Raw genomic sequence first — 18361 nt, forward strand, 5'->3', positions numbered from 1 at the left:
GAAGGGGTGCGCCAAGGCGCACCTTACCCCGTTCCGCACATACTGTGTTTAGGCGCCCGAAACGCCTGCCTCTGCAAAGGTGGCCATTCCGCTGTGGCAGGCTACGGCCCCTTGCAAAACGCCTATCGCAAGCGCCCCACCGGATGCCTCGCCCAATCGCAGCCCAAGCTGCAACAAAGGCGCCTTGCCCAAAGCCTGCAACATGCGTGCGTGGGCCTGTTCGTCGCTTTGGTGCCCTGCGACTGTATGATCCAATGCGCCCGGATGTGCCTTTTCAAGGCAGGCGGCCGCAGCCGTGCAAATGAACCCGTCGAGGATCACAGGGATGCGCAATGTACGCGCCCGCAAAATCGCCCCCGCCATAGCCGCCAGTTCGCGCCCGCCCAAGGCCCCCAGCAGCGCCAAACCGTCGCCCGCCGCGCCGTGCAGGGCCACGCCGTCGGCCACAACTTTGGTTTTTGCATCAAGTGCCGCCCCGGCCACGCCCGTGCCTGCGCCCGTCCAATCGGATGCAACACCCCCAAACAATGCATGCCCCAAAGCCGCAGCAGATGTTGTGTTGCCGATGCCCATTTCGCCCGTCACCAACAGGTCTGCATCCACATCAACCGCATCCCAACCCGTTTGAAGGGCTGCACATAGCGCTTGTTCGGACATTGCAGGCCCTTGGGTGAAATCGTCCGTAGGCGTATCCAGCGACAACGCATGCACATCCATCTTCGCACCAAACGTCCGGGCCAACTGGTTGATCGCGGCCCCGCCATGTTGAAAGTTCAACACCATCTGTTCCGTCACTTCAGGCGGAAAAGCAGAAACACCCCGCGCCGCGACCCCGTGGTTGCCCGCAAAAACAATGATCTGCGGAGACGTGATTGCCGGCCGGTCCGTGCCCCGCCATCCGGCATACCAGATCGCCAAATCCTCAAGCCGGCCCAAAGCGCCGGGGGGTTTGGTCAACTGTCCGTTGCGCGCTTCGGCCCCCGTGATCGCATCCGCATGCGCCCCCGGCAGTGCCACCATTACATTGCGCACATCCGTCAATGTCTTGAATATCGCAGTCATTCTAGATCCTATCGCTTGCCAGAGGCTTTGCGCCTGTTTACCCAAAGCAACAGCCCCTGCAACAGTTGAAAAAGGCGCAGATATGCAAAAAAGCGACCCTTCACGATCTGTGTTCTGGCAAGCCATCGCGGCTGGCGCACTTTTGACGCGCCTTCCCTTGCCACATGCCCCGGACGACGTGTTCCGCCATCAAGCACGCACGGTCTGGGCCTATCCTGTCTGGGGGGTGGTTCTTGGGTTCTTTGGAGTGGCCATCGCTTTGGCCGCGCTGTGGTTGACAGGCTTGCCACTGGTTGCCGCAATCGCGGGCCTTGGCGCCGCCATGATGATGACCGGTGCCATGCACGAAGACGGGTTGGCTGACAGCTTTGACGGATTATGGGGCGGTTACACCCCCGAGCGACGTCTGGAGATTATGAAAGACAGCCACATCGGCACATACGGCGTTTTGGCTTTGGTCTTCAGTTCTGGCGCACGGGCTGTAATGATCGCCCCGCTGCTTGTGACGGCCCCAATGGCCGTGATCGCGGCCATGAGCCTGTCACGCGCGATGATGCCCGTGGTCATGGCCGCCCTGCCCCACGCACGGCGCACAGGATTGTCACATAGCGTCGGCCAACCTGTTGTTTTTGCGGCAATGCTGTCCGTGGTTTTGGGCGGATGTATATCAGTTGTCCTGGCAGGATGGGTGGGATTTGCGGCGACGCTGTTGGCCGGTCTGGCCACCTATGTTGTCATCTGCGTGGCGCGAGCGAAGATCGGCGGACAGACAGGCGACATCGTCGGGGCCACGCAGGTCATCACGGAATTGGTGATTTTAGGCGTTATGGTGTCTGCCTTCACCAGCCTGTAACCGCTAGGCAAGACATGAATAGGCAAGGCATGAAAAAACCCACGCTTGAAAGCCAAGCATGGGTTTTGTCGACATCAGATATTGCCGTCCGCTGACGCTTAGGCCGCAATACGACTTTGCAAGACGTCACCAATTTGTTTGGCGGCTGCCAGTTCGTCGCCACCGGCCACGGCGGACACTTCGCGTGTCAGACGTTCAAGCGCTGCTTCGTACAGTTGACGTTCCGAATAACTTTGCTCACGTTGGTCATCGGTGCGGTGCAAATCACGGACCACTTCAGCGATGGCAATCAGATCACCGGAGTTGATTTTTTGTTCGTATTCTTGCGCACGGCGTGACCACATGGCGCGTTTGACTTTGGCTTTGCCTTTCAGCGTCTTCATGGCATGGGCGATCACGTCAGGCGAGCTGAGGGCGCGCATGCCAATTTCAGTGGCCTTGTTTGTCGGGACACGCAGGGTCATCTTGTCTTTTTCAAAAGAAATCACAAACATTTCCAGCGAAAACCCTGCGACTTCCTGCTCTTCTACAGACACGATCTGGCCAACGCCATGTGCCGGATAAACCACAAATTCATTTGGGCGAAAGTCGAGCTTCTTCGATTTGGTCATTCATTTTCCTCTTGGGACATATAGCCTGTCAAAACAGTCAAAACCGCATGTACGCGAAACGCTTGGGTTTCGGCATGACGCGCGGGATTTCAGGTGATGTTGATAGGTGATCCAGCTTTTAGATCACGCAAAGGCCAATTCCGTTCTTTGGTTACTGCAAAGACGATACCACAAAAATGACCCTAACGAAAGCTGACCTGAGGTTAACTTTCGCCAAATTTAGAAAAATCGGATCATTTTCAGCGCGTTATTGGCTGTTTTGCCCGCCACCGCCGCAAACTTCAGGTGATTCGGTTATCCACCCTCGCCGGGTGTTTCTGAAAAGTACTTCTCAAGCTTGCCTTGTTCGCCGTCACGCTCTTCAGCGTCGGGCAACGGGTCTTTCTTGGTGATGATGACCGGCCACATCTCGGAGTACTTGCGGTTGAACTCAACCCATTTCTCCATGTCAGGCTCTGTGTCGGGACGGATCGCATCCGCCGGGCACTCGGGTTCACACACACCGCAGTCGATGCATTCATCGGGATGAATGACCAACATGTTTTCGCCCTCATAGAAGCAGTCCACAGGACAGACTTCGACGCAGTCGGTGTATTTGCAGGCAATGCAGCTGTCGTTGACGATATAGGTCATGAAGGCTCACTCATGTATCAAATGTTAGACAGTCGCTAAATGAAATGGCGCAATCATTCAAGACGGTCAAAGGTCTGAGATTTCAAAAGGTCCGCTTTACGGCGATCACGTTTTGTTGGGCGACCTTTTCCCTCATAGCCCGGATTTTCGGGTGGTTTGTCCTCGGGCTTGGGCGGTGGCGGGGACAGGTCGGTGTACAGATCTTGCGCTTCGGGGGCTGGACCACGCCGTGTGCCCAAGGCGTCGATCTGGATCACCTTGACGTTTTTGCCAATCACAAAGGTCAAAACGTCGCCCGGTGATATGGTCGTGGCGCGCTTGGTGACGGGTTCGGCGTTGACACGAATGGCCCCTGCCCCAACCTTGCTGGCCGCAAGCGAACGGGTTTTGAAAAAGCGCGCGAACCACAGCCATTTGTCCAGCCGTAGCTTTTCGCGCGCTTGATCCATCACTTGTTGTTTTTGAGGCCCATCAAGGCCGCTGCAAACGGGTTGTCGGGGTCGATGGCTTTTTCCTTCTTGGGCGGACGTGCCGAGAAAGATTGCTGCGCTTTGCCACCCGGCTTGCCCTTACCGCGTGGGCCACCTTTGCCTTGCGGTTTGCCACGGCCTTTGCCTTGGGGTTTGTCGCCCTGACGTTGCTGCGGACGGTTGCCACCACGTGCGGGCTGGCGGCCCCATGTGAAGGTATAGAACACTTCCATCTCCGGGGCGGCACCGGCATCTGCAGGCGCGCCAATTTCCGCCTTGGCAGCGGCGGCATCGGGGATGGCGGCGGCCACCTCGGGATCTTCGGCAGGTTCCGCCGCGATGGGGGCTGTACCCTCATCGGCAATCTGATCCACAGGCGCGGATTCAGGCGCTTGCGCGTCTGCTTCGGCCGGTGTCACAGGTGCGGCTATCGCAGCATCAACGGCTTTGATTTTCTCGCGCTCGCCTTTTTCCGCCTTGTAGCCCAATCCGGCCATAAGGTCGGAAAACTGTTCCAACGTCATGCCCGTGATAGACAACATGTCTGCTTTGGCTTCAAAGCCGCCGCGCGAATCCTCTGACCGCAGCATGTCTGCCAGACGTTCCAGCATATCGATGCGAATGGCACGCGTGCCAGCATTGCGGTATCCTGACATGGTATCGGACCCTGCGGCAGCGCCCGCTTCAACCGGGATTGTCACCAATCCGGGGGGCGGCGATTCCGGGAAGATGTCCAAGCCTTTGTGCAAAGACCAAAGCACCAGACGCAGGCGAGTTGGTGCGGGTTTCAGCACCAAAGGCATGAAAATGGTGAACTGACCAAAGCGAATGCCGTGCTTGCGCAGCGCACTACGGGCGTCTTGATCCAGTGCCTTGACGTCATCGGCCACAGTCGTACGGGGCAGAACGCCCAGACCCTCGACCATCTGAAAGGCGAAACCACGGGCCAGCCCCGTCAATTCTTCGTCACGGCTTAAGTTCAAAAGCGGTTCAAACAGGGCCGCAACCTTGCGGTCGATGAAATGCTGCAAACGGCGCTGCACCTTCTGGGTCACATCAGGACCTGCGACGTCGTCGACAAACACCTCAACCTGAGGCTTCATCGCATCGGCGCCAGCCACAAGCTTGCCCACAGCATCTTTGCCCCACATGAGGCCACCTTGTTCGGTGAAATCAATCTCGGTGTCGGGAGCATTGTAGAAACGATCCGCCCGCAGATGGAAATGCGGTGCCAACGCTTGCAGCGATGCCGTTTTGATCGTTTTGGCCTCAGCCGCCCCTGCGCCTTTGTCCTGGCTAAAGCGGAACCCGTCCAGCTTGCCTACAAATTCGCCCTCAATGGTCACTTCACCAGCGTCGTTTACGTCTGCCACTATGGCTTCCTTCTGTCCCAACCGGCGCAAAAGCACGGATGTGCGCCGGTCTACAAATCTTTGGGTCAAACGCTCGTGCAGCGCGTCCGACAGTCTGTCTTCTACGACACGTGTCTCGCCGCGCCAATGGCTTTCGTCGTCCGTCCACCCTTTTCGCTGTGCGACATAGGTCCATGTGCGGATAAACGCCAATCTTTTGCTAAGCGCATCAATGTCCCCGTCGCTGCGGTCGATGCGCTTGATCTGACGCGCAAGCCAGTCATTGGGCAACGTTCCGCTTTGGTGGAGGTAGTTGAAGATGGTCGCCGCCAAATCGCTGTGTTCACCGTGGCTGATGCCCCGAAAGTCGGGGATACGGCAGACATCCCACAGCAGTTTGATAGATGGCCCGTCAGACGCACGCGCTGCGACTTCGGTGATTTCGGCAAGGGTTTTTAGCGTTTTCAGATCATCCGCTTCGCGTGCTTTGACCAGCCGTTCATGATCGGCTGGCGCTTCCAGCGACCGGACCAAATGATCAATAGATCCGAATTTCAGGGCATGATTGCGGTAGTTCAATTTGGATTGTGGCGTAAAGCGGTGGTCCATGATCGCTTGTGCCATGCCATCGTCCAAAGGCCGCGCATCCCCCGTCACACCAAATGTGCCGTTTTTCAATCCGCGCCCGGCACGGCCCGCAATTTGCGCAAGCTCGTTCGGGGCCAAGGGGCGCATGCGGCGACCGTCAAATTTGGTCGTGGCGGAGAATGCGATGTGATCCACATCCAGATTAAGGCCCATTCCGATGGCGTCTGTGGCCACCAGATAGTCGACTTCGCCGTTTTGATACATATCGACCTGCGCATTGCGGGTGCGTGGGCTCAGGGCCCCCATCACAACGGCTGCACCGCCCTTTTGGCGGCGGATCAATTCGGCAATAGCGTACACATTTTCAACCGAAAACCCTACGATTGCCGAACGAGGCTTCATTCGGCTTATCTTTTTCTGACCAGTATAGGTCAGTTCGCTCATTCTGTCGCGGCGCAGGAATTGTGCGTGTGGCACAAGGTCCGCAATGGCGCCGCGCATCGTGTCAGAGCCCAAAAATAGCGTCTCGTGCTGGCCTCTGGCCCGCAGCAACCGGTCGGTGAAGACATGCCCGCGTTCTGGATCAGCACAAAGTTGAATTTCGTCGATGGCTAAAAAATCGGCGCCCATACCGTCCGGCATCGCCTCAACGGTGCAGACCCAATATTGGGTGCGTGGCGGCACAATCCGTTCTTCGCCAGTCACCAACGCCACAACAGACGGCCCCCGCAACGCCACGATGCGGTCATAGACTTCGCGCGCCAACAAACGCAGCGGCAGACCGATCACACCAGTACGGTGTGCCAGCATGCGTTCGATTGCATATGTGGTTTTGCCAGTGTTGGTGGGGCCGAGCACGGCCACAACACGCCCTTGGGTGGTCACAAGTTCATCCCCTTCGCCTTCGTCCCAAGCGGTGGGCGTTAAAGCGTACGCCCAATGCCTTCACGCTCCAGACGCTTTAGCGCATCGGTGGCGTTTTGATGATTGGGATGCAAGTCCAAAACAGCTTGAAAGGCTTGTTCGGCCCGGTACAGATCGTCAAATTCGCTGAAAATAACGCCCAACCCGAAGATCGCGTTGTAGTTGTCGGGGTTGAACTGCAAAACCTTTTGCAGATCGACAATCGCGGGGCCGTATTTGCCGGACTGGAAATAGGCGGTCGCCCGCCCATGGTAGCCTTCGGCAAACTCGGGGGCGTGGTCCACAAGTGCAGTAAAGTGCTCAATCGCGGCCGTGTAGTCTTGCGATTCCATCGCATCACGGCCCCGGCGCAGCAGCAAATCCAGCGCAGTAGAGCCCGATTTGGACCATGCCAATTCAAGGGCGCGTTCCACCTGTTTGGCCTGCGTGGCGTCAGCCGTTTTCAGCTGGCCCAACAGATCGGGAACAGTCCCTTCCGCGCCGAGGGGTAAGGAAAAACTGACTACAATTGCGGTTGCCGCAACGATAGGTTTGAGATTGCGTGTAATGATGCCCATACTATCAATGTAACAGGCGGCTTGGACATTTCCAGTGATCCTTTCCCGCCGCACATCACAATCAGGCCAAAAGGGCATTAAAAATGAGCGACGTAGTCTCCCAAGCTGTTGAAGCATTGAACGAAAAACTTGGTGGTGACGGTTTTTCCGGCACAGCAAAATTCGAGATCGAAGGCGAAGGATCGGTCATTATCGATTCGAACGGGGCGCGTGCCGGTGATGAAGACGCCGACGTGACCATGACGGCAGACGTCGAAACCTTTCAAGGCATCATGTCCGGCGACACAAACCCGACAAGCGCCTTTATGACAGGCAAGCTGAAGGTCGACGGCGACATGGGCATGGCAATGTCTTTGGCCTCTTCTTTGGCATAAACGATATGTCCCTTTCCATTGCCCCCCTGTTCACCGACGTTTGTGCAGGTCCCCCAAGCGGAGCTGCGTTTTGGGTGCACACCGAAGACGGTTTGCGCCTGCGCTTCGGGGCATGGAACCGCGAAGGGACCAACAAAGGCACCATTCTGGTGTTTCCCGGTCGCACCGAATACGTCGAAAAATACGGGCCTGCAGCGTGCGAATTCGCGGCCCGCGGCTATGCAACGGTGGCCATCGACTGGCGCGGCCAAGGTTTGGCTGACCGCATGCTGGATGATCCGCGCATTGGTCACGTTGGTGATTTTGAAGATTACCAAAAAGACGTAGCGGCCATCATGGACGCATTGGACCAGCTTGATTTGCCCAAGCCCTACTTCATGGTGGGCCACTCCATGGGTGGGTGCATCGGTTTGCGCGCCCTCTACAACGGCTTGGACGTGGCGGCTTGTGCGTTTACGGCCCCCATGTGGGGCATCCGCATATCACCCTTTTTGCGCCCCCTCGCTTGGGCTTTGGGGCATTCTATGCCTGTTATGGGGCAGGATCACCGGATCGCACCGACCACCTTTCCCGAACCCTACGTGCATATCGCGCCCTTCGAAGACAACAAACTAACCACAGATCCCGACACCTACACGCGCCTGCAAGACCAGCTGACAGCGCACCCCGGTCTGGCATTGGGGGGGCCAAGTTTCGCATGGCTGCGCAAAGCGTTGTTCGAAACCCAGGACCTTGCAAAATTGCCTGCACCGAACCTGACTTGCGCCACATTCCTTGGCACAAACGAACGTATCGTACACGTCCAGCGCATTGAGGACCGTATGGCAGGCTGGGAAAATGGCACGCTTGTGATGGTCGAAAACGGCGAACATGAGGTCTTGATGGAAACGCCACAAATGCGCGCCAGCGTGTTTGACGGCATCGCAAAGACATTTCGATCGGTAAAGCCGCCCGCAACCTGACCCCTGCGCCCCACGATCTTGCGCAAAACATCCCCTAGAAAACTTGCCTGTCCACGCTAACTTAATGGCATGAAACCATTGGCCCTGACCTTCACCGACCGTGGCATTTATTGCGCTGCGGGCGATTTCTACATTGACCCGTGGAAGCCCGTCGCGCGGGCCCTGATCACGCATGGGCACGCCGACCACGCGCGGTCCGGTCATGGCTCATATCTGTGCACCGATCTGGCAGCCCCCGTTATGCGGCACAGATTAGGCGACATCAAGATCGACACAGTGCCCTACGACACGCCCCTGCGCATCGGCGACGCCACGGTGTCTTTCCATCCTGCCGGACATGTCCCCGGCAGCGCCCAAATCCGCGTCGAAGTGAAAGGCGAAATCTGGGTCGCATCAGGTGATTACAAGGTTGAAGACGACGGGCTGTCCACGCCTTTTGCCCCCGTCAAATGCCATCACTTCATCACCGAAAGTACCTTTGGTTTGCCAGTGTTTCGCTGGCAACCCCAAGCCGTAATTGCCGACCAAATCAACACATGGTGGGCCGCGTGCCGCGACGCAGGCCAAACTGCGTTTTTGGGGGCCTATGCATTGGGCAAAGCGCAGCGGTTGCTGTCCATGCTTGATCCCGACATTGGCCCGATTTTGACGCACACCGCGGTTGAAAATACCAATGAGATTTTGCGCGGGCAAGGTATTCGTTTGCCCGATACGATCCGCACCGATGCAAGCCTTGATCCCAAGGCGCACCCCGGTGCGCTGGTGCTGACGGTGCCATCCGCTTTGGGCAGTGCTTGGGCGCGAAAATTCGGACCGCAGCAGACCGCATTTGCCTCAGGCTGGATGGCCATGCGCGGTGTGCGCAGACGACGCTCGGGCGACCGTGGTTTTGTCATTTCGGACCATGCTGACTGGGACGGGTTGCTGTCTGCCATCCAGCAAACGGGTGCAGAAAATATATATGTAACTCATGGTTACACGGACATCTTCACACGTCACTTGAATGAAAGCGGTTGGACCGCCCAAGTGATCCCAACACAGTTTGAAGGCGAAAGCCTTGATGCCAGCGCCGCAGAAGAAGACGCAGCATGAAGCAGTTTGCCACCCTGTTTTCCGCCATCGACCAAAGCACGAAAACAAACGCCAAGGTTGCGGCCATGGCACAGTACTTCACACAGGCCAGCGACGCCGATCGCCTTTGGACAATCGCGATCTTTTCCGGCCGCCGCCCAAAGCGCGCCGTCACCACCACCAAACTGCGCGAATGGGCGTCCGAGCGTGCAGGCATACCCCTGTGGCTCTTTGAAGAATGCTATCCGGTCGTGGGCGATCTGGCCGAAACCATCGCACTGGTTTTACCCCCCGCCACCCATACTATTGACCGATCTCTGTCCGAATGGATCACCATTTTGCGTGACCTGAAAGACACGGAAGACGATGCCAAAAAGCAAACGGTTCTGGACGCATGGGACGGGTTACCGACAACGGAAAGATTTTTGTTCAACAAGCTGATCACAGGCGGGTTTCGGATTGGTGTCAGTCAAAAACTGATGACCCGCGCATTGGCACAGGCCACCGACAAGCCAGAGGCCGAATTGGCCCATCGCTTGATGGGCGACTGGACGCCAGACACGATCACATGGCACGCCTTGATCGAAGCAGAAGATGCCAGCGCACATGCCTCGCGCCCGTATCCATTTTATCTGGCCCATGGGCTGGAAGACAGTCCTCAGGCTTTGGGGCCACCAGACGACTGGCAAGCCGAATGGAAATGGGATGGCATACGCGGGCAGCTTATCTTGCGCGACAACCGGTATTTCGTGTGGTCGCGTGGTGAAGAACTGATGACCGACCGTTTTCCCGAATTGGCCCGCGCACTTGATCTGCTGCCGCAGGGCACCGTGCTGGACGGCGAAATTTTGGTATGGGGTGAAGGTGGGCCGCAATCATTCAATGCCTTGCAAAAACGCATCGGGCGCAAAGCCGTCCCGAAAAAGCTGCTTCAGGACGCACCGGTGGTTTTATATGCCTATGACGTTCTGGAATGGGGCGGGAAGGATCTGCGCGAAACCCCTTTGGCGACGCGGCGCGACATTTTGGAACGCGCCCTCTCTGACATGCCAGATGATGCACCTGTGCGCCTGTCCCCCACCGTGCCCTTTGCCGCTTGGGATGATCTGGCCGCGATCCGTGCCGACGCGCGTGCCGCCAGCGCAGAAGGCTTGATGCTGAAACGCAAAGACAGCCCCTACAGGATCGGGCGCAAGAAAGGCGATTGGTGGAAATGGAAGCTGGACCCGCTGACAATCGATGCCGTGATGATTTATGCTCAGGCCGGTCACGGGCGACGGGCCAATCTGTTTACGGATTACACCTTTGCGGTCTGGAACGGCAATGAACTGGTGCCATTCACCAAAGCCTATTCGGGGCTCAAAGATGACGAGTTCCGCAAAATCACCGCTTGGGTCAAAAAGAACACGCTGCAACGCTTTGGACCTGTGCGGCAAGTGACCCCGCACCATGTGTTTGAAATCGCCTTTGAAGGTATTCAAGCCAGCACACGTCACAAATCAGGGGTCGCGCTCAGGTTTCCACGCATGCTGCGTTGGCGGCAGGACAAACCTGTGCAAGAAGCAAACACACTGGATGACTTGAACGAGATGCTTGCGACCTATGGATAAACCCGACGCACAAATGCCGCCACGACCCACGGCCCCCAAAATACCGTTGCCGAAAGGCGCCTGTGACGCCCATGTGCATCTGGTGGCAGGCCGCGATGACTTTACCCTTTGGGAGGGCCGCGTTGAAAACCCCGCCCCCGGACCAAACTTTAACCAATGGTTAAGCTTGTACCAGCAACACCTTGATACAATGGGGTTTGAGCGCGGCGTAATCGTGCACTCGATCCTTTATGGCACGGACAATTCAGTCACGGTCGAGGCTGTGCGACGCATGGGGAACAACTTCAAAGGTGTGGGCCTGCTGCCCGACGGGGCGACGGAAACACAAATCGGCCAATTCGCCGAATGGAACATGTGCGCCGTGCGGTTGAACTATGTGCATGGCGGCGTGCTGACGTGGGACGGGGCCAAAGCCATGGCGCCCGCACTGGCCGAGCGGGGCCTGCACATCCAAATGCTCTGCCATGCCGATCAGCACATGGACGCCTTGGCGGCAGACATCAAATCCTTGCCTGTGCCAGTGGTCTTCGATCACATCACATGGCCCACACAAGGGCTCGCCGCAAATGGAAAAGGCATCGACACGCTCTGTGCCCTTCTGGACAGCGGGAAGATCTGGATCAAACTGTCGGCGCTTTACCGCATGTGCGACGCCCCCTTTGATGCGGCGGCCAAACTGGTAGAACGATTGATCAAAACAAATCCGGATCGTTGTCTGTGGGGGTCGGATTGGCCCCACCTGATGCTCAACGGCGCGGACATGCCCAATGGCGCAAACTTGTTGGACGCACTCGACAACGTCGCATCGACACAGGATCGTCAAAAGATCTTCGTGGACAATCCAAACGCACTTTTCAAATTCGCAGATTGATTTCTTCTTGCCAAAAATATCCCGGGGTGTGCGCGGAACGCGCGAGGGGCAGCGCCCCTGCCGACGCAGCTGACACGCGCAAATCTTACGTTTTAACCTTGCCCTAACGCCATAGGCTTCATACCTATAAATCTGAAAAAAACGGCAGCTCGTACACGCAGTTGTCGACCCCAAAGAAAGGTTTCCTTCAATGTTCCAACTGTCCTTCCCCGTTCGCGATGCACATGCCGACACCGGGGGCGAACCGCTGGGCAATTTGCCCGAATGGAACCTTGATGACCTTTACACCGGCGAAGATGCGCCCGAGCTGAAGCGTGATCTGGACTGGCTGGAACAGGCCTGTGCTTCATTCGCCACAGACTATGAAGGCAAATTGGACACACTCGACGCCGCTGGCCTGTTGGACTGCGTGCTGCGCAACGAAAAGATCAATCAGGTCGCAGGCCGGATCATGTCTTACGCGGGCTTGCGCTACTACCAGCTTACCACGGACGCGGGTCGCGCAAAGTTCATGTCTGACGCGCAAGAAAAAATCACCAACTACACCACGCCGCTGGTCTTTTTCACGCTGGAACTGAACCGCCTGGACGACAGCCATATGGAAGGGTTGCTAGCTGAAAACGCGGACCTCGCCCGCTACAAACCCGTCTTTGACCGCATCAGGGCCATGAAGAAATACCAACTTTCAGACGAGCTGGAAAAATTCATGCACGACCTCGGCGTGGTCGGGGACGCATGGGAACGGCTGTTCGACGAAACCATTGCCGGGCTTGAATTCGAGGTTAACGGCGACGCGCTGAACATCGAAGGCACGCTAAACCTGCTGACCGACCCCGACCGCACCACCCGCGAGGCTGCCAGCCGCGAATTGGCTGCTGTCTTTGGCAAGAACATCAAAACCTTTGCGCGTGTGCACAACACACAGGCCAAGGAAAAGGAAATCATCGACCGCTGGCGCGGCATGGAGACGGCCCAAACCGGACGGCACCTCAGCAACCATGTCGAGCCCGAAGTCGTCGAGGCCCTGCGCAACGCGGTGGTCAACGCCTACCCCAAACTCAGCCACCGCTACTATGAGCTGAAACGCAAATGGCTGGGGCTGGACAAAATGCAGGTTTGGGACCGCAACGCCCCCCTGCCCATGGAAGACACCCGCGTCGTGGACTGGGCGCAGGCCGAAACCATGGTGATGGACGCCTATAACGCTTTTGACCCGCGTATGGGTGAAATCGCGGAACCGTTCTTTTCCAAAGGGTGGATCGACGCGGCTGTGAAACCCGGCAAAGCGCCCGGGGCTTTCGCCCACCCGACCGTAACAGACGTGCACCCTTACGTGATGCTCAACTATCTGGGCAAACCACGCGATGTGATGACACTGGCCCACGAATTGGGCCACGGCGTGCATCAGGTGCTGGCAGCGGGGCAAGGCGAAATGCTGTCTTCGACCCCTTTAACATTGGCCGAAACCGCATCTGTTTTCGGCGAAATGCTGACCTTCCGCACCATGCTCGACAATGCCAAAACCACGTCTGAACGCAAAGTCCTGCTGGCTGGCAAAGTCGAGGACATGATCAACACCGTTGTGCGTCAAATCGCCTTTTACGATTTTGAATGCAAACTGCATGCGGCGCGTGCGCAGGGCGAGCTGACGCCAGAAAACATCAACGACATCTGGATGTCGGTGCAGGGCGAAAGCCTTGGGCCAGCCTTCGAATTCATGGACGGCTATGAGACCTTCTGGGCCTATATCCCGCACTTCGTCCACTCGCCTTTCTACGTCTACGCCTACGCCTTCGGAGATGGCTTGGTAAACGCGCTTTATGCAGTCTACGCTGAGGGCGACGCAGGGTTTGAGGACAAATACTTCGACATGCTCAAAGCAGGCGGTTCCAAACACCACAAGGACCTTCTGGCCCCCTTCGGGCTTGATGCCTCAGACCCGAAATTCTGGGACAAAGGGCTGTCGATGATCTCGGGCTTCATTGACGAATTGGAAGCTATGGAAGAGTGAACGTCACCCTTTGTCCTCTGACGTCCAATGACCTGCCACGCGTTGCCCATCTGCGCGTGGCCCCCGACCAAATCCGATTTTCTGGCACAGTGCATGAGGCCTTCGCGGCAGCCGAACCACGGGTCGATTTCCATGCCATCGCTGTGGACACAGACACCGTCGGCTTTTTCAAGATCGATCGCGGATACCACAAAAACTACGCCTTTGCAGGCCCAAGCGATGTTGGACTACGCGCATTTCTTATTGACCTGCACCACCAGGGCAAAGGGTTAGGCGCCGCCGCATGCAGCGCCCTACCCGCCTACCTGAACGCCCACTATCCAAACGCCAAGATGTTGTGGCTGACGGTAAATATGATCAACCCGGCCGCCATTCGCAGCTACATCAAGGGTGGATTTACCGACACCGGCGACACATGGCCCCAAGGCGACGCCGGACCACAGCGCATCATGCAGTTTTCCATATGCTAAAGTTGAAACAGCCCCTCATCTTAAAGACCCAAACGAAATCATTGCATTTGACGAGATAGATTTTTACGCTCAGGGAAGTGTAGTCAATTTCGGGTGTTCGATGTCTTATTTCAAACCGCTTTTTGTCAGTGTTCTTATGGCATCCGCCCTTCCTGCCAAGGCCAATGAATGCATGGCCCTTTGGCTTGAACGAAATGCAATTTTCAAAAACGCCGGGTACTGCTTTGGATCTGCATTGGGCCAAGGCGTTTTTGGCAACTCTGGCTGTTTCACCAAAAACCCGAACATTGGCAGTTCAAACAAATCCCGCGTTGCCCGCATCAAAGGCCGCGAATCCGCTTTGGGATGTGCTGCACAGAAAAAACGCTGGTCCGTCAGCGGTGTTCGGAACTACGCGTCGCAATTGGCCGGAACCTCATCGCGCACACCTGCGCCACAGCCGCGCAAACCTGCATGTCGGCAGCAGGCAGAAATTTATTTCAACATCGCAAGCCGGTTGGAAAGCGTCCATGATTTGCAAGTGTCAGCCCCTTGGTATGTGACTGTCAGCGTGTCCGGATCGCAGGCCTTTCTCTATGCCAACGGCAGCAATTGCATTAGCGGCAATTACAAATACAGCTATACGGCAGAAGTTGATGATCTTGGCGACAACCCTGTCAAGCGCTTCTCTGGCGGGTTCAGTCTGGGCAGTCAGACGCGCCACTGTGAGGTGAATATCACCTTCTACAATGGCGCGACGAACCTGTATTGCCAGCAATAGTCCCGCCTGACGGCTTAGCAAAGCCGCCGCTTGCGCCTAGCCTAATGCGTCTGAACAACGCCCGCACACTGCCTCATGCGTGAAGCTGCCGACATCCGGCAACACCTTCCAGCACCGTGCACATTTCTGGCCTTCCGCTTTGGCAAACACGACAGACACACCGTCCACGTCGGGCAAGGTAAACGCACCCTCGGGGGCCGCACCGTCTGTGACCTCGATTGAAGATGTGATGCAAATGTCATCAAAGCGTTCCGCCTGCAAAGCTGCACGCAGCGCATCATCCGCAACGAACACAGTTGGGCCCGCCTCCAACGACGCACCGATCACCTTCTCGGTGCGCTGCACCTCCAAAGCTGCCGTCACAACACGGCGCACGGATCGAATTCCAGACCATTTCTGGGCCAAAGCTTCATTGCGCCACGCCTCGGGGGTTTCGGGCATATCGGTCAGATGCACGGAACTGTCTGCGCCGGGATACCGTTCCAACCAGACCTCTTCCATGGTGAACACCAACACGGGTGCCAACCAAGCGGTCAGCCGGTGAAACAGAATGTCCAGAACAGTCAGTGCGGCGCGGCGCTGCACTGTGTCGCCGTCACAATAAAGCGCATCCTTACGCACGTCGAAATAAAACGCCGACAAGTCTACGGTGGCAAAGGTAAACACCGCCGAGAACACGCGTTGAAAATCGAACGCCGCATAGCCAGTGCGCACCACCTCGTCCAACTCGGACAAACGGTGCAGCACCCACTGCTCCAGCTCCGGCATATCGGCAGGATCCACACGGTCGCTTTCCGTGAAATCGTTCAACGATCCCAGCATATAGCGCATGGTATTGCGCAAGCGGCGATAGCTGTCTGCTACCCCTTTCAGGATTTCAGGCCCGATCCGCTGATCCGCGGTATAATCGGTCTGCGCCACCCAAAGACGCAGGATGTCCGCACCGTATTGCTTGACAACTTCCTCGGGTACGATGGTGTTGCCGATGGATTTGGACATCTTCAAACCCTTGGAATCCAAGGTAAACCCATGTGTCACAACATTGCGGTAAGGGGCCCGCCCCGTGGTACCCACAGATTGCAAAAGTGACGAATGGAACCAGCCACGGTGTTGGTCGGTGCCTTCCATGTACACATCTGCAATGCCATCTTCCGTGCCATCTTCACGATCACGAAGGGTAAAGGCATGGGTTGATCCGGAATCGAACCAAACATCAAGAATATCCGTGACTTGGCTATAGTCATCCACATCCACAAGACCACCCAGAAAGCGTTCTTTCGCGCCTTCGGCATACCACGCATCGGCACCTTCAACTTCAAAGGCCTCGGCAATGCGGGCATTCACGTCGGCGTTGCGCAACAGAAAATCATCCGCCGTCGGCAGCGCGCCTTTCTTGGTGAAACAAGTCAGCGGCACACCCCAGGCGCGTTGGCGCGACAGAACCCAGTCAGGCCGCGCTTCCATCATCGAATGTAGCCGGTTGCGGCCCGCTTTCGGCGTCCAGTTCACATTGTCGATCTCGGTCAGCGCACGTTCGCGGATCGTTGTGCCATGCGTGTCCAATCCATCGCCCACAGGCTTATCAATCGCCGCAAACCACTGCGGCGTGTTGCGATAGATAACAGGCGCTTTTGAGCGCCAGGAATGCGGATAGCTGTGCTTGATCTTGCCCCGCGCGAGCAAACCGCCAACCTCGACCAGCTTGTCGATGACGGCTTTGTTGGCATCCCCTTCACCGCCTTTGCGCGACAGGATGTACTTGCCGCCAAAGAACGGCAGATCATCGCGGAAACCGCCATCGTCTTTGACGTTGTAGGTGATGACCTGAGACAACATGCCCAAATCGCGGTACAGCTCATATTCCTCCATCCCATGGGAGGGCGCACAATGCACAAAACCTGTGCCTTCGGTGTCGGTGACAAACTCAGCGGCGCGGAAATCGCGTGGTTGATCCCACTCTCCTTCGCTACCGTCTGCGCCGTTCAGCGGGTGGGTCAGCGTGATCTTGGCCAAATCGTCCTGCGTCACATCGCACAAACGGCGATACATCGTGTCGTCCAAGCGCGCACGGCCCAGAACGTCAGCCGCCATCTTATCTGCAAGGATGAAACGCTCACCGATTTTGGCCCAGCATTCTTCCGGCCGACCGATGACTTCGTACAGGCCATAAGCCACATCTTGCCCGTAAACGACCGCTTTGTTGGACGGAATTGTCCATGGCGTGGTCGTCCAGATCACAACCTTTGCACTGTCGAGCGTCGCGTCCCCAGTTTCAACAACTTGGAATTTCACCCAAATCGTGAAGCTGTCCTTGTCATGGTATTCAACCTCCGCCTCGGCCAAGGCGGTTTGCTCCATCGGCGACCACATCACGGGCTTTGACCCTTGATACAGCGTGCCGTTCATCAAGAACTTCATGAACTCCTCGGCAATCACGCGTTCGGCGTGGAAATCCATGGTCAGATAGGGGTTTTCCCAGTTGCCGGTGATGCCCAAACGCTTGAATTCTTCGCGTTGGATATCAACCCAACCTGCCGCAAACTTACGGCATTCACCGCGAAATTCGTTGATCGGCACCGCATCCTTGTTCTTGCCCTTCTTGCGGTATTGTTCCTCGATCTTCCACTCGATGGGCAAGCCGTGACAATCCCAACCGGGGATATATCGCGCATCAAAGCCCATCATCTGATGCGAGCGCACGATCATGTCCTTGATGGTTTTGTTTAACGCATGACCGATGTGCAAATGACCATTCGCATAGGGGGGGCCATCATGCAGGGTGAAAGGCTTGCGGCCCCCCTTCTCACGCAAGCGATCATACACCCCAATATCTGCCCAGCGTGCCAACCATTCAGGTTCACGTTTGGGCAGACCGGCACGCATAGGGAAATCAGTCTTGGGCAGGTTCAGGGTTTGTTTATATTCGGGGGTGTCGGCGCACATATCAGGCGTCCTTCGGATCAGGGAATGTCAGGGATGGGGAACGGTGCGATGGCTCAAGCACCTAAGGCCCGGCGTCTCATGGTTCAGAGCGCCGGGGATATAATTCGCATAATGATCATTTGATCAAACATAGGCGCTGTATAAGCAGCGCAAACAAGGCTCACAAGCCCAGAGTTCTTTCCCGCCCCCTTCTTTTCGCCCCAAATATCCCGGAGCGCTAGGCAGCGCCTCGCAGGGCG

16 protein-coding genes are annotated in these 18361 nt (G+C 56.9%); 9 read left to right on the forward strand and 7 right to left on the reverse strand.

The genetic code is table 11. The features are described from left to right. Nucleotides 1-48: 48 nt before the first annotated feature. Nucleotides 49-1062 (reverse strand): nicotinate-nucleotide--dimethylbenzimidazole phosphoribosyltransferase, encoded by a 1014-nt coding sequence (gene cobT, locus ABJL60_RS08680; RefSeq protein ID WP_348373865.1) that lies wholly within the window; start codon nt 1060-1062, stop codon nt 49-51. Nucleotides 1063-1144: 82 nt separating this feature from the next. On the opposite strand from cobT, the gene ABJL60_RS08685 reads away from it, so the two are divergent. Further along, entirely contained in the window at nt 1145-1915 is a 771-nt protein-coding gene (locus ABJL60_RS08685) for an adenosylcobinamide-GDP ribazoletransferase (protein WP_348373866.1), read from the forward strand. 98 nt (nt 1916-2013) lie between these two features. On the opposite strand, the gene ABJL60_RS08690 is transcribed toward ABJL60_RS08685, so the two are convergent. From ABJL60_RS08690 to ABJL60_RS08710, 5 genes are all read right to left on the reverse strand, one after another. Then, nucleotides 2014-2526, reverse strand: coding sequence for a CarD family transcriptional regulator (locus ABJL60_RS08690; RefSeq protein ID WP_108827861.1), 513 nt, complete (start codon nt 2524-2526; stop codon nt 2014-2016). 294 nt (nt 2527-2820) lie between these two features. Next, the gene (gene fdxA / locus ABJL60_RS08695) at nt 2821-3159 is read right to left on the reverse strand and encodes a ferredoxin FdxA (RefSeq protein WP_108827860.1); all 339 of its coding nucleotides are present in this window, start codon (nt 3157-3159) and stop codon (nt 2821-2823) included. Nucleotides 3160-3212: 53 nt separating this feature from the next. Beyond that, complete coding sequence (locus ABJL60_RS08700; RefSeq protein ID WP_348290437.1) at nt 3213-3608, reverse strand: RNA-binding S4 domain-containing protein; 396 nt, start codon at nt 3606-3608, stop codon at nt 3213-3215. After that, a complete protein-coding gene (locus tag ABJL60_RS08705; protein WP_348373867.1) occupies nt 3608-6454 on the reverse strand; it encodes a helicase-related protein in 2847 nt (948 codons plus the stop codon). Before ABJL60_RS08705 ends, ABJL60_RS08700 begins: the two co-directional genes overlap by 1 nt. Before the next feature lie 38 nt (nt 6455-6492). Continuing rightward, nucleotides 6493-7050: a tetratricopeptide repeat protein gene (locus ABJL60_RS08710; protein WP_348290432.1), complete on the reverse strand. Its 558-nt coding sequence runs from the start codon at nt 7048-7050 to the stop codon at nt 6493-6495. A gap of 83 nt (nt 7051-7133) precedes the next feature. Between ABJL60_RS08710 and ABJL60_RS08715 the strand changes: the two genes are divergently transcribed. The 8 genes from ABJL60_RS08715 (at nt 7134) to ABJL60_RS08750 (ending at nt 15179) form a co-directional block, all read left to right on the forward strand. Further along, a complete protein-coding gene (locus tag ABJL60_RS08715) occupies nt 7134-7424 on the forward strand; it encodes an SCP2 sterol-binding domain-containing protein (protein ID WP_348290430.1) in 291 nt (96 codons plus the stop codon). 5 nt (nt 7425-7429) lie between these two features. After that, nucleotides 7430-8386, forward strand: a complete 957-nt coding sequence (locus ABJL60_RS08720) for an alpha/beta hydrolase (RefSeq protein WP_348373868.1) — start codon at nt 7430-7432, stop codon at nt 8384-8386. A 69-nt stretch (nt 8387-8455) separates the two neighbouring features. Continuing rightward, nucleotides 8456-9478, forward strand: a complete 1023-nt coding sequence (locus ABJL60_RS08725) for a ligase-associated DNA damage response exonuclease (RefSeq protein ID WP_348373869.1) — start codon at nt 8456-8458, stop codon at nt 9476-9478. Next, entirely contained in the window at nt 9475-11067 is a 1593-nt protein-coding gene (locus ABJL60_RS08730) for an ATP-dependent DNA ligase (protein ID WP_348373870.1), read from the forward strand. Before ABJL60_RS08725 ends, ABJL60_RS08730 begins: the two co-directional genes overlap by 4 nt. Then, on the forward strand, nt 11060-11938 hold the full coding sequence (locus ABJL60_RS08735; RefSeq protein WP_348373871.1) for an amidohydrolase family protein: 879 nt from the start codon (nt 11060-11062) through the stop codon (nt 11936-11938). Before ABJL60_RS08730 ends, ABJL60_RS08735 begins: the two co-directional genes overlap by 8 nt. Before the next feature lie 190 nt (nt 11939-12128). Next, on the forward strand, nt 12129-13949 hold the full coding sequence (locus ABJL60_RS08740; RefSeq protein ID WP_348373872.1) for a M3 family oligoendopeptidase: 1821 nt from the start codon (nt 12129-12131) through the stop codon (nt 13947-13949). Further along, a complete protein-coding gene (locus ABJL60_RS08745; RefSeq protein WP_348373873.1) occupies nt 13946-14419 on the forward strand; it encodes a GNAT family N-acetyltransferase in 474 nt (157 codons plus the stop codon). Before ABJL60_RS08740 ends, ABJL60_RS08745 begins: the two co-directional genes overlap by 4 nt. A 100-nt stretch (nt 14420-14519) precedes the next feature. Then, nucleotides 14520-15179, forward strand: a complete 660-nt coding sequence (locus tag ABJL60_RS08750; RefSeq protein ID WP_348373874.1) for a YARHG domain-containing protein — start codon at nt 14520-14522, stop codon at nt 15177-15179. A gap of 36 nt (nt 15180-15215) precedes the next feature. Here ABJL60_RS08750 and ileS read toward each other — a convergent pair whose 3' ends face one another. Beyond that, nucleotides 15216-18122 (reverse strand): isoleucine--tRNA ligase, encoded by a 2907-nt coding sequence (ileS, locus tag ABJL60_RS08755; protein WP_348373875.1) that lies wholly within the window; start codon nt 18120-18122, stop codon nt 15216-15218. Nucleotides 18123-18361 lie beyond the last annotated feature (239 nt).

The organism is Ascidiaceihabitans sp. (genome assembly GCF_039986515.1).
Taxonomy (GTDB): Bacteria; Pseudomonadota; Alphaproteobacteria; order Rhodobacterales; family Rhodobacteraceae; genus Ascidiaceihabitans.

Bases quoted from the DNA above. Each gene is read 5' to 3' on its own strand.
- ABJL60_RS08750 (WP_348373874.1), top strand. From the start codon at position 14,520: ATGTCTTATTTCAAACCGCTTTTTGTCAGTGTTCTTATGGCATCCGCC.
- ABJL60_RS08740 (WP_348373872.1), top strand. From the start codon at position 12,129: ATGTTCCAACTGTCCTTCCCCGTTCGCGATGCACATGCCGACACCGGG.
- ABJL60_RS08700 (WP_348290437.1), bottom strand. From the start codon at position 3,608: ATGGATCAAGCGCGCGAAAAGCTACGGCTGGACAAATGGCTGTGGTTC.
- ABJL60_RS08720 (WP_348373868.1), top strand. From the start codon at position 7,430: ATGTCCCTTTCCATTGCCCCCCTGTTCACCGACGTTTGTGCAGGTCCC.
- fdxA (WP_108827860.1), bottom strand. From the start codon at position 3,159: ATGACCTATATCGTCAACGACAGCTGCATTGCCTGCAAATACACCGAC.
- ABJL60_RS08690 (WP_108827861.1), bottom strand. From the start codon at position 2,526: ATGACCAAATCGAAGAAGCTCGACTTTCGCCCAAATGAATTTGTGGTT.
- cobT (WP_348373865.1), bottom strand. From the start codon at position 1,062: ATGACTGCGATATTCAAGACATTGACGGATGTGCGCAATGTAATGGTG.
- ABJL60_RS08715 (WP_348290430.1), top strand. From the start codon at position 7,134: ATGAGCGACGTAGTCTCCCAAGCTGTTGAAGCATTGAACGAAAAACTT.
- ABJL60_RS08710 (WP_348290432.1), bottom strand. From the start codon at position 7,050: ATGGGCATCATTACACGCAATCTCAAACCTATCGTTGCGGCAACCGCA.
- ABJL60_RS08735 (WP_348373871.1), top strand. From the start codon at position 11,060: ATGGATAAACCCGACGCACAAATGCCGCCACGACCCACGGCCCCCAAA.
- ABJL60_RS08730 (WP_348373870.1), top strand. From the start codon at position 9,475: ATGAAGCAGTTTGCCACCCTGTTTTCCGCCATCGACCAAAGCACGAAA.
- ABJL60_RS08725 (WP_348373869.1), top strand. From the start codon at position 8,456: ATGAAACCATTGGCCCTGACCTTCACCGACCGTGGCATTTATTGCGCT.
- ABJL60_RS08685 (WP_348373866.1), top strand. From the start codon at position 1,145: ATGCAAAAAAGCGACCCTTCACGATCTGTGTTCTGGCAAGCCATCGCG.
- ileS (WP_348373875.1), bottom strand. From the start codon at position 18,122: ATGTGCGCCGACACCCCCGAATATAAACAAACCCTGAACCTGCCCAAG.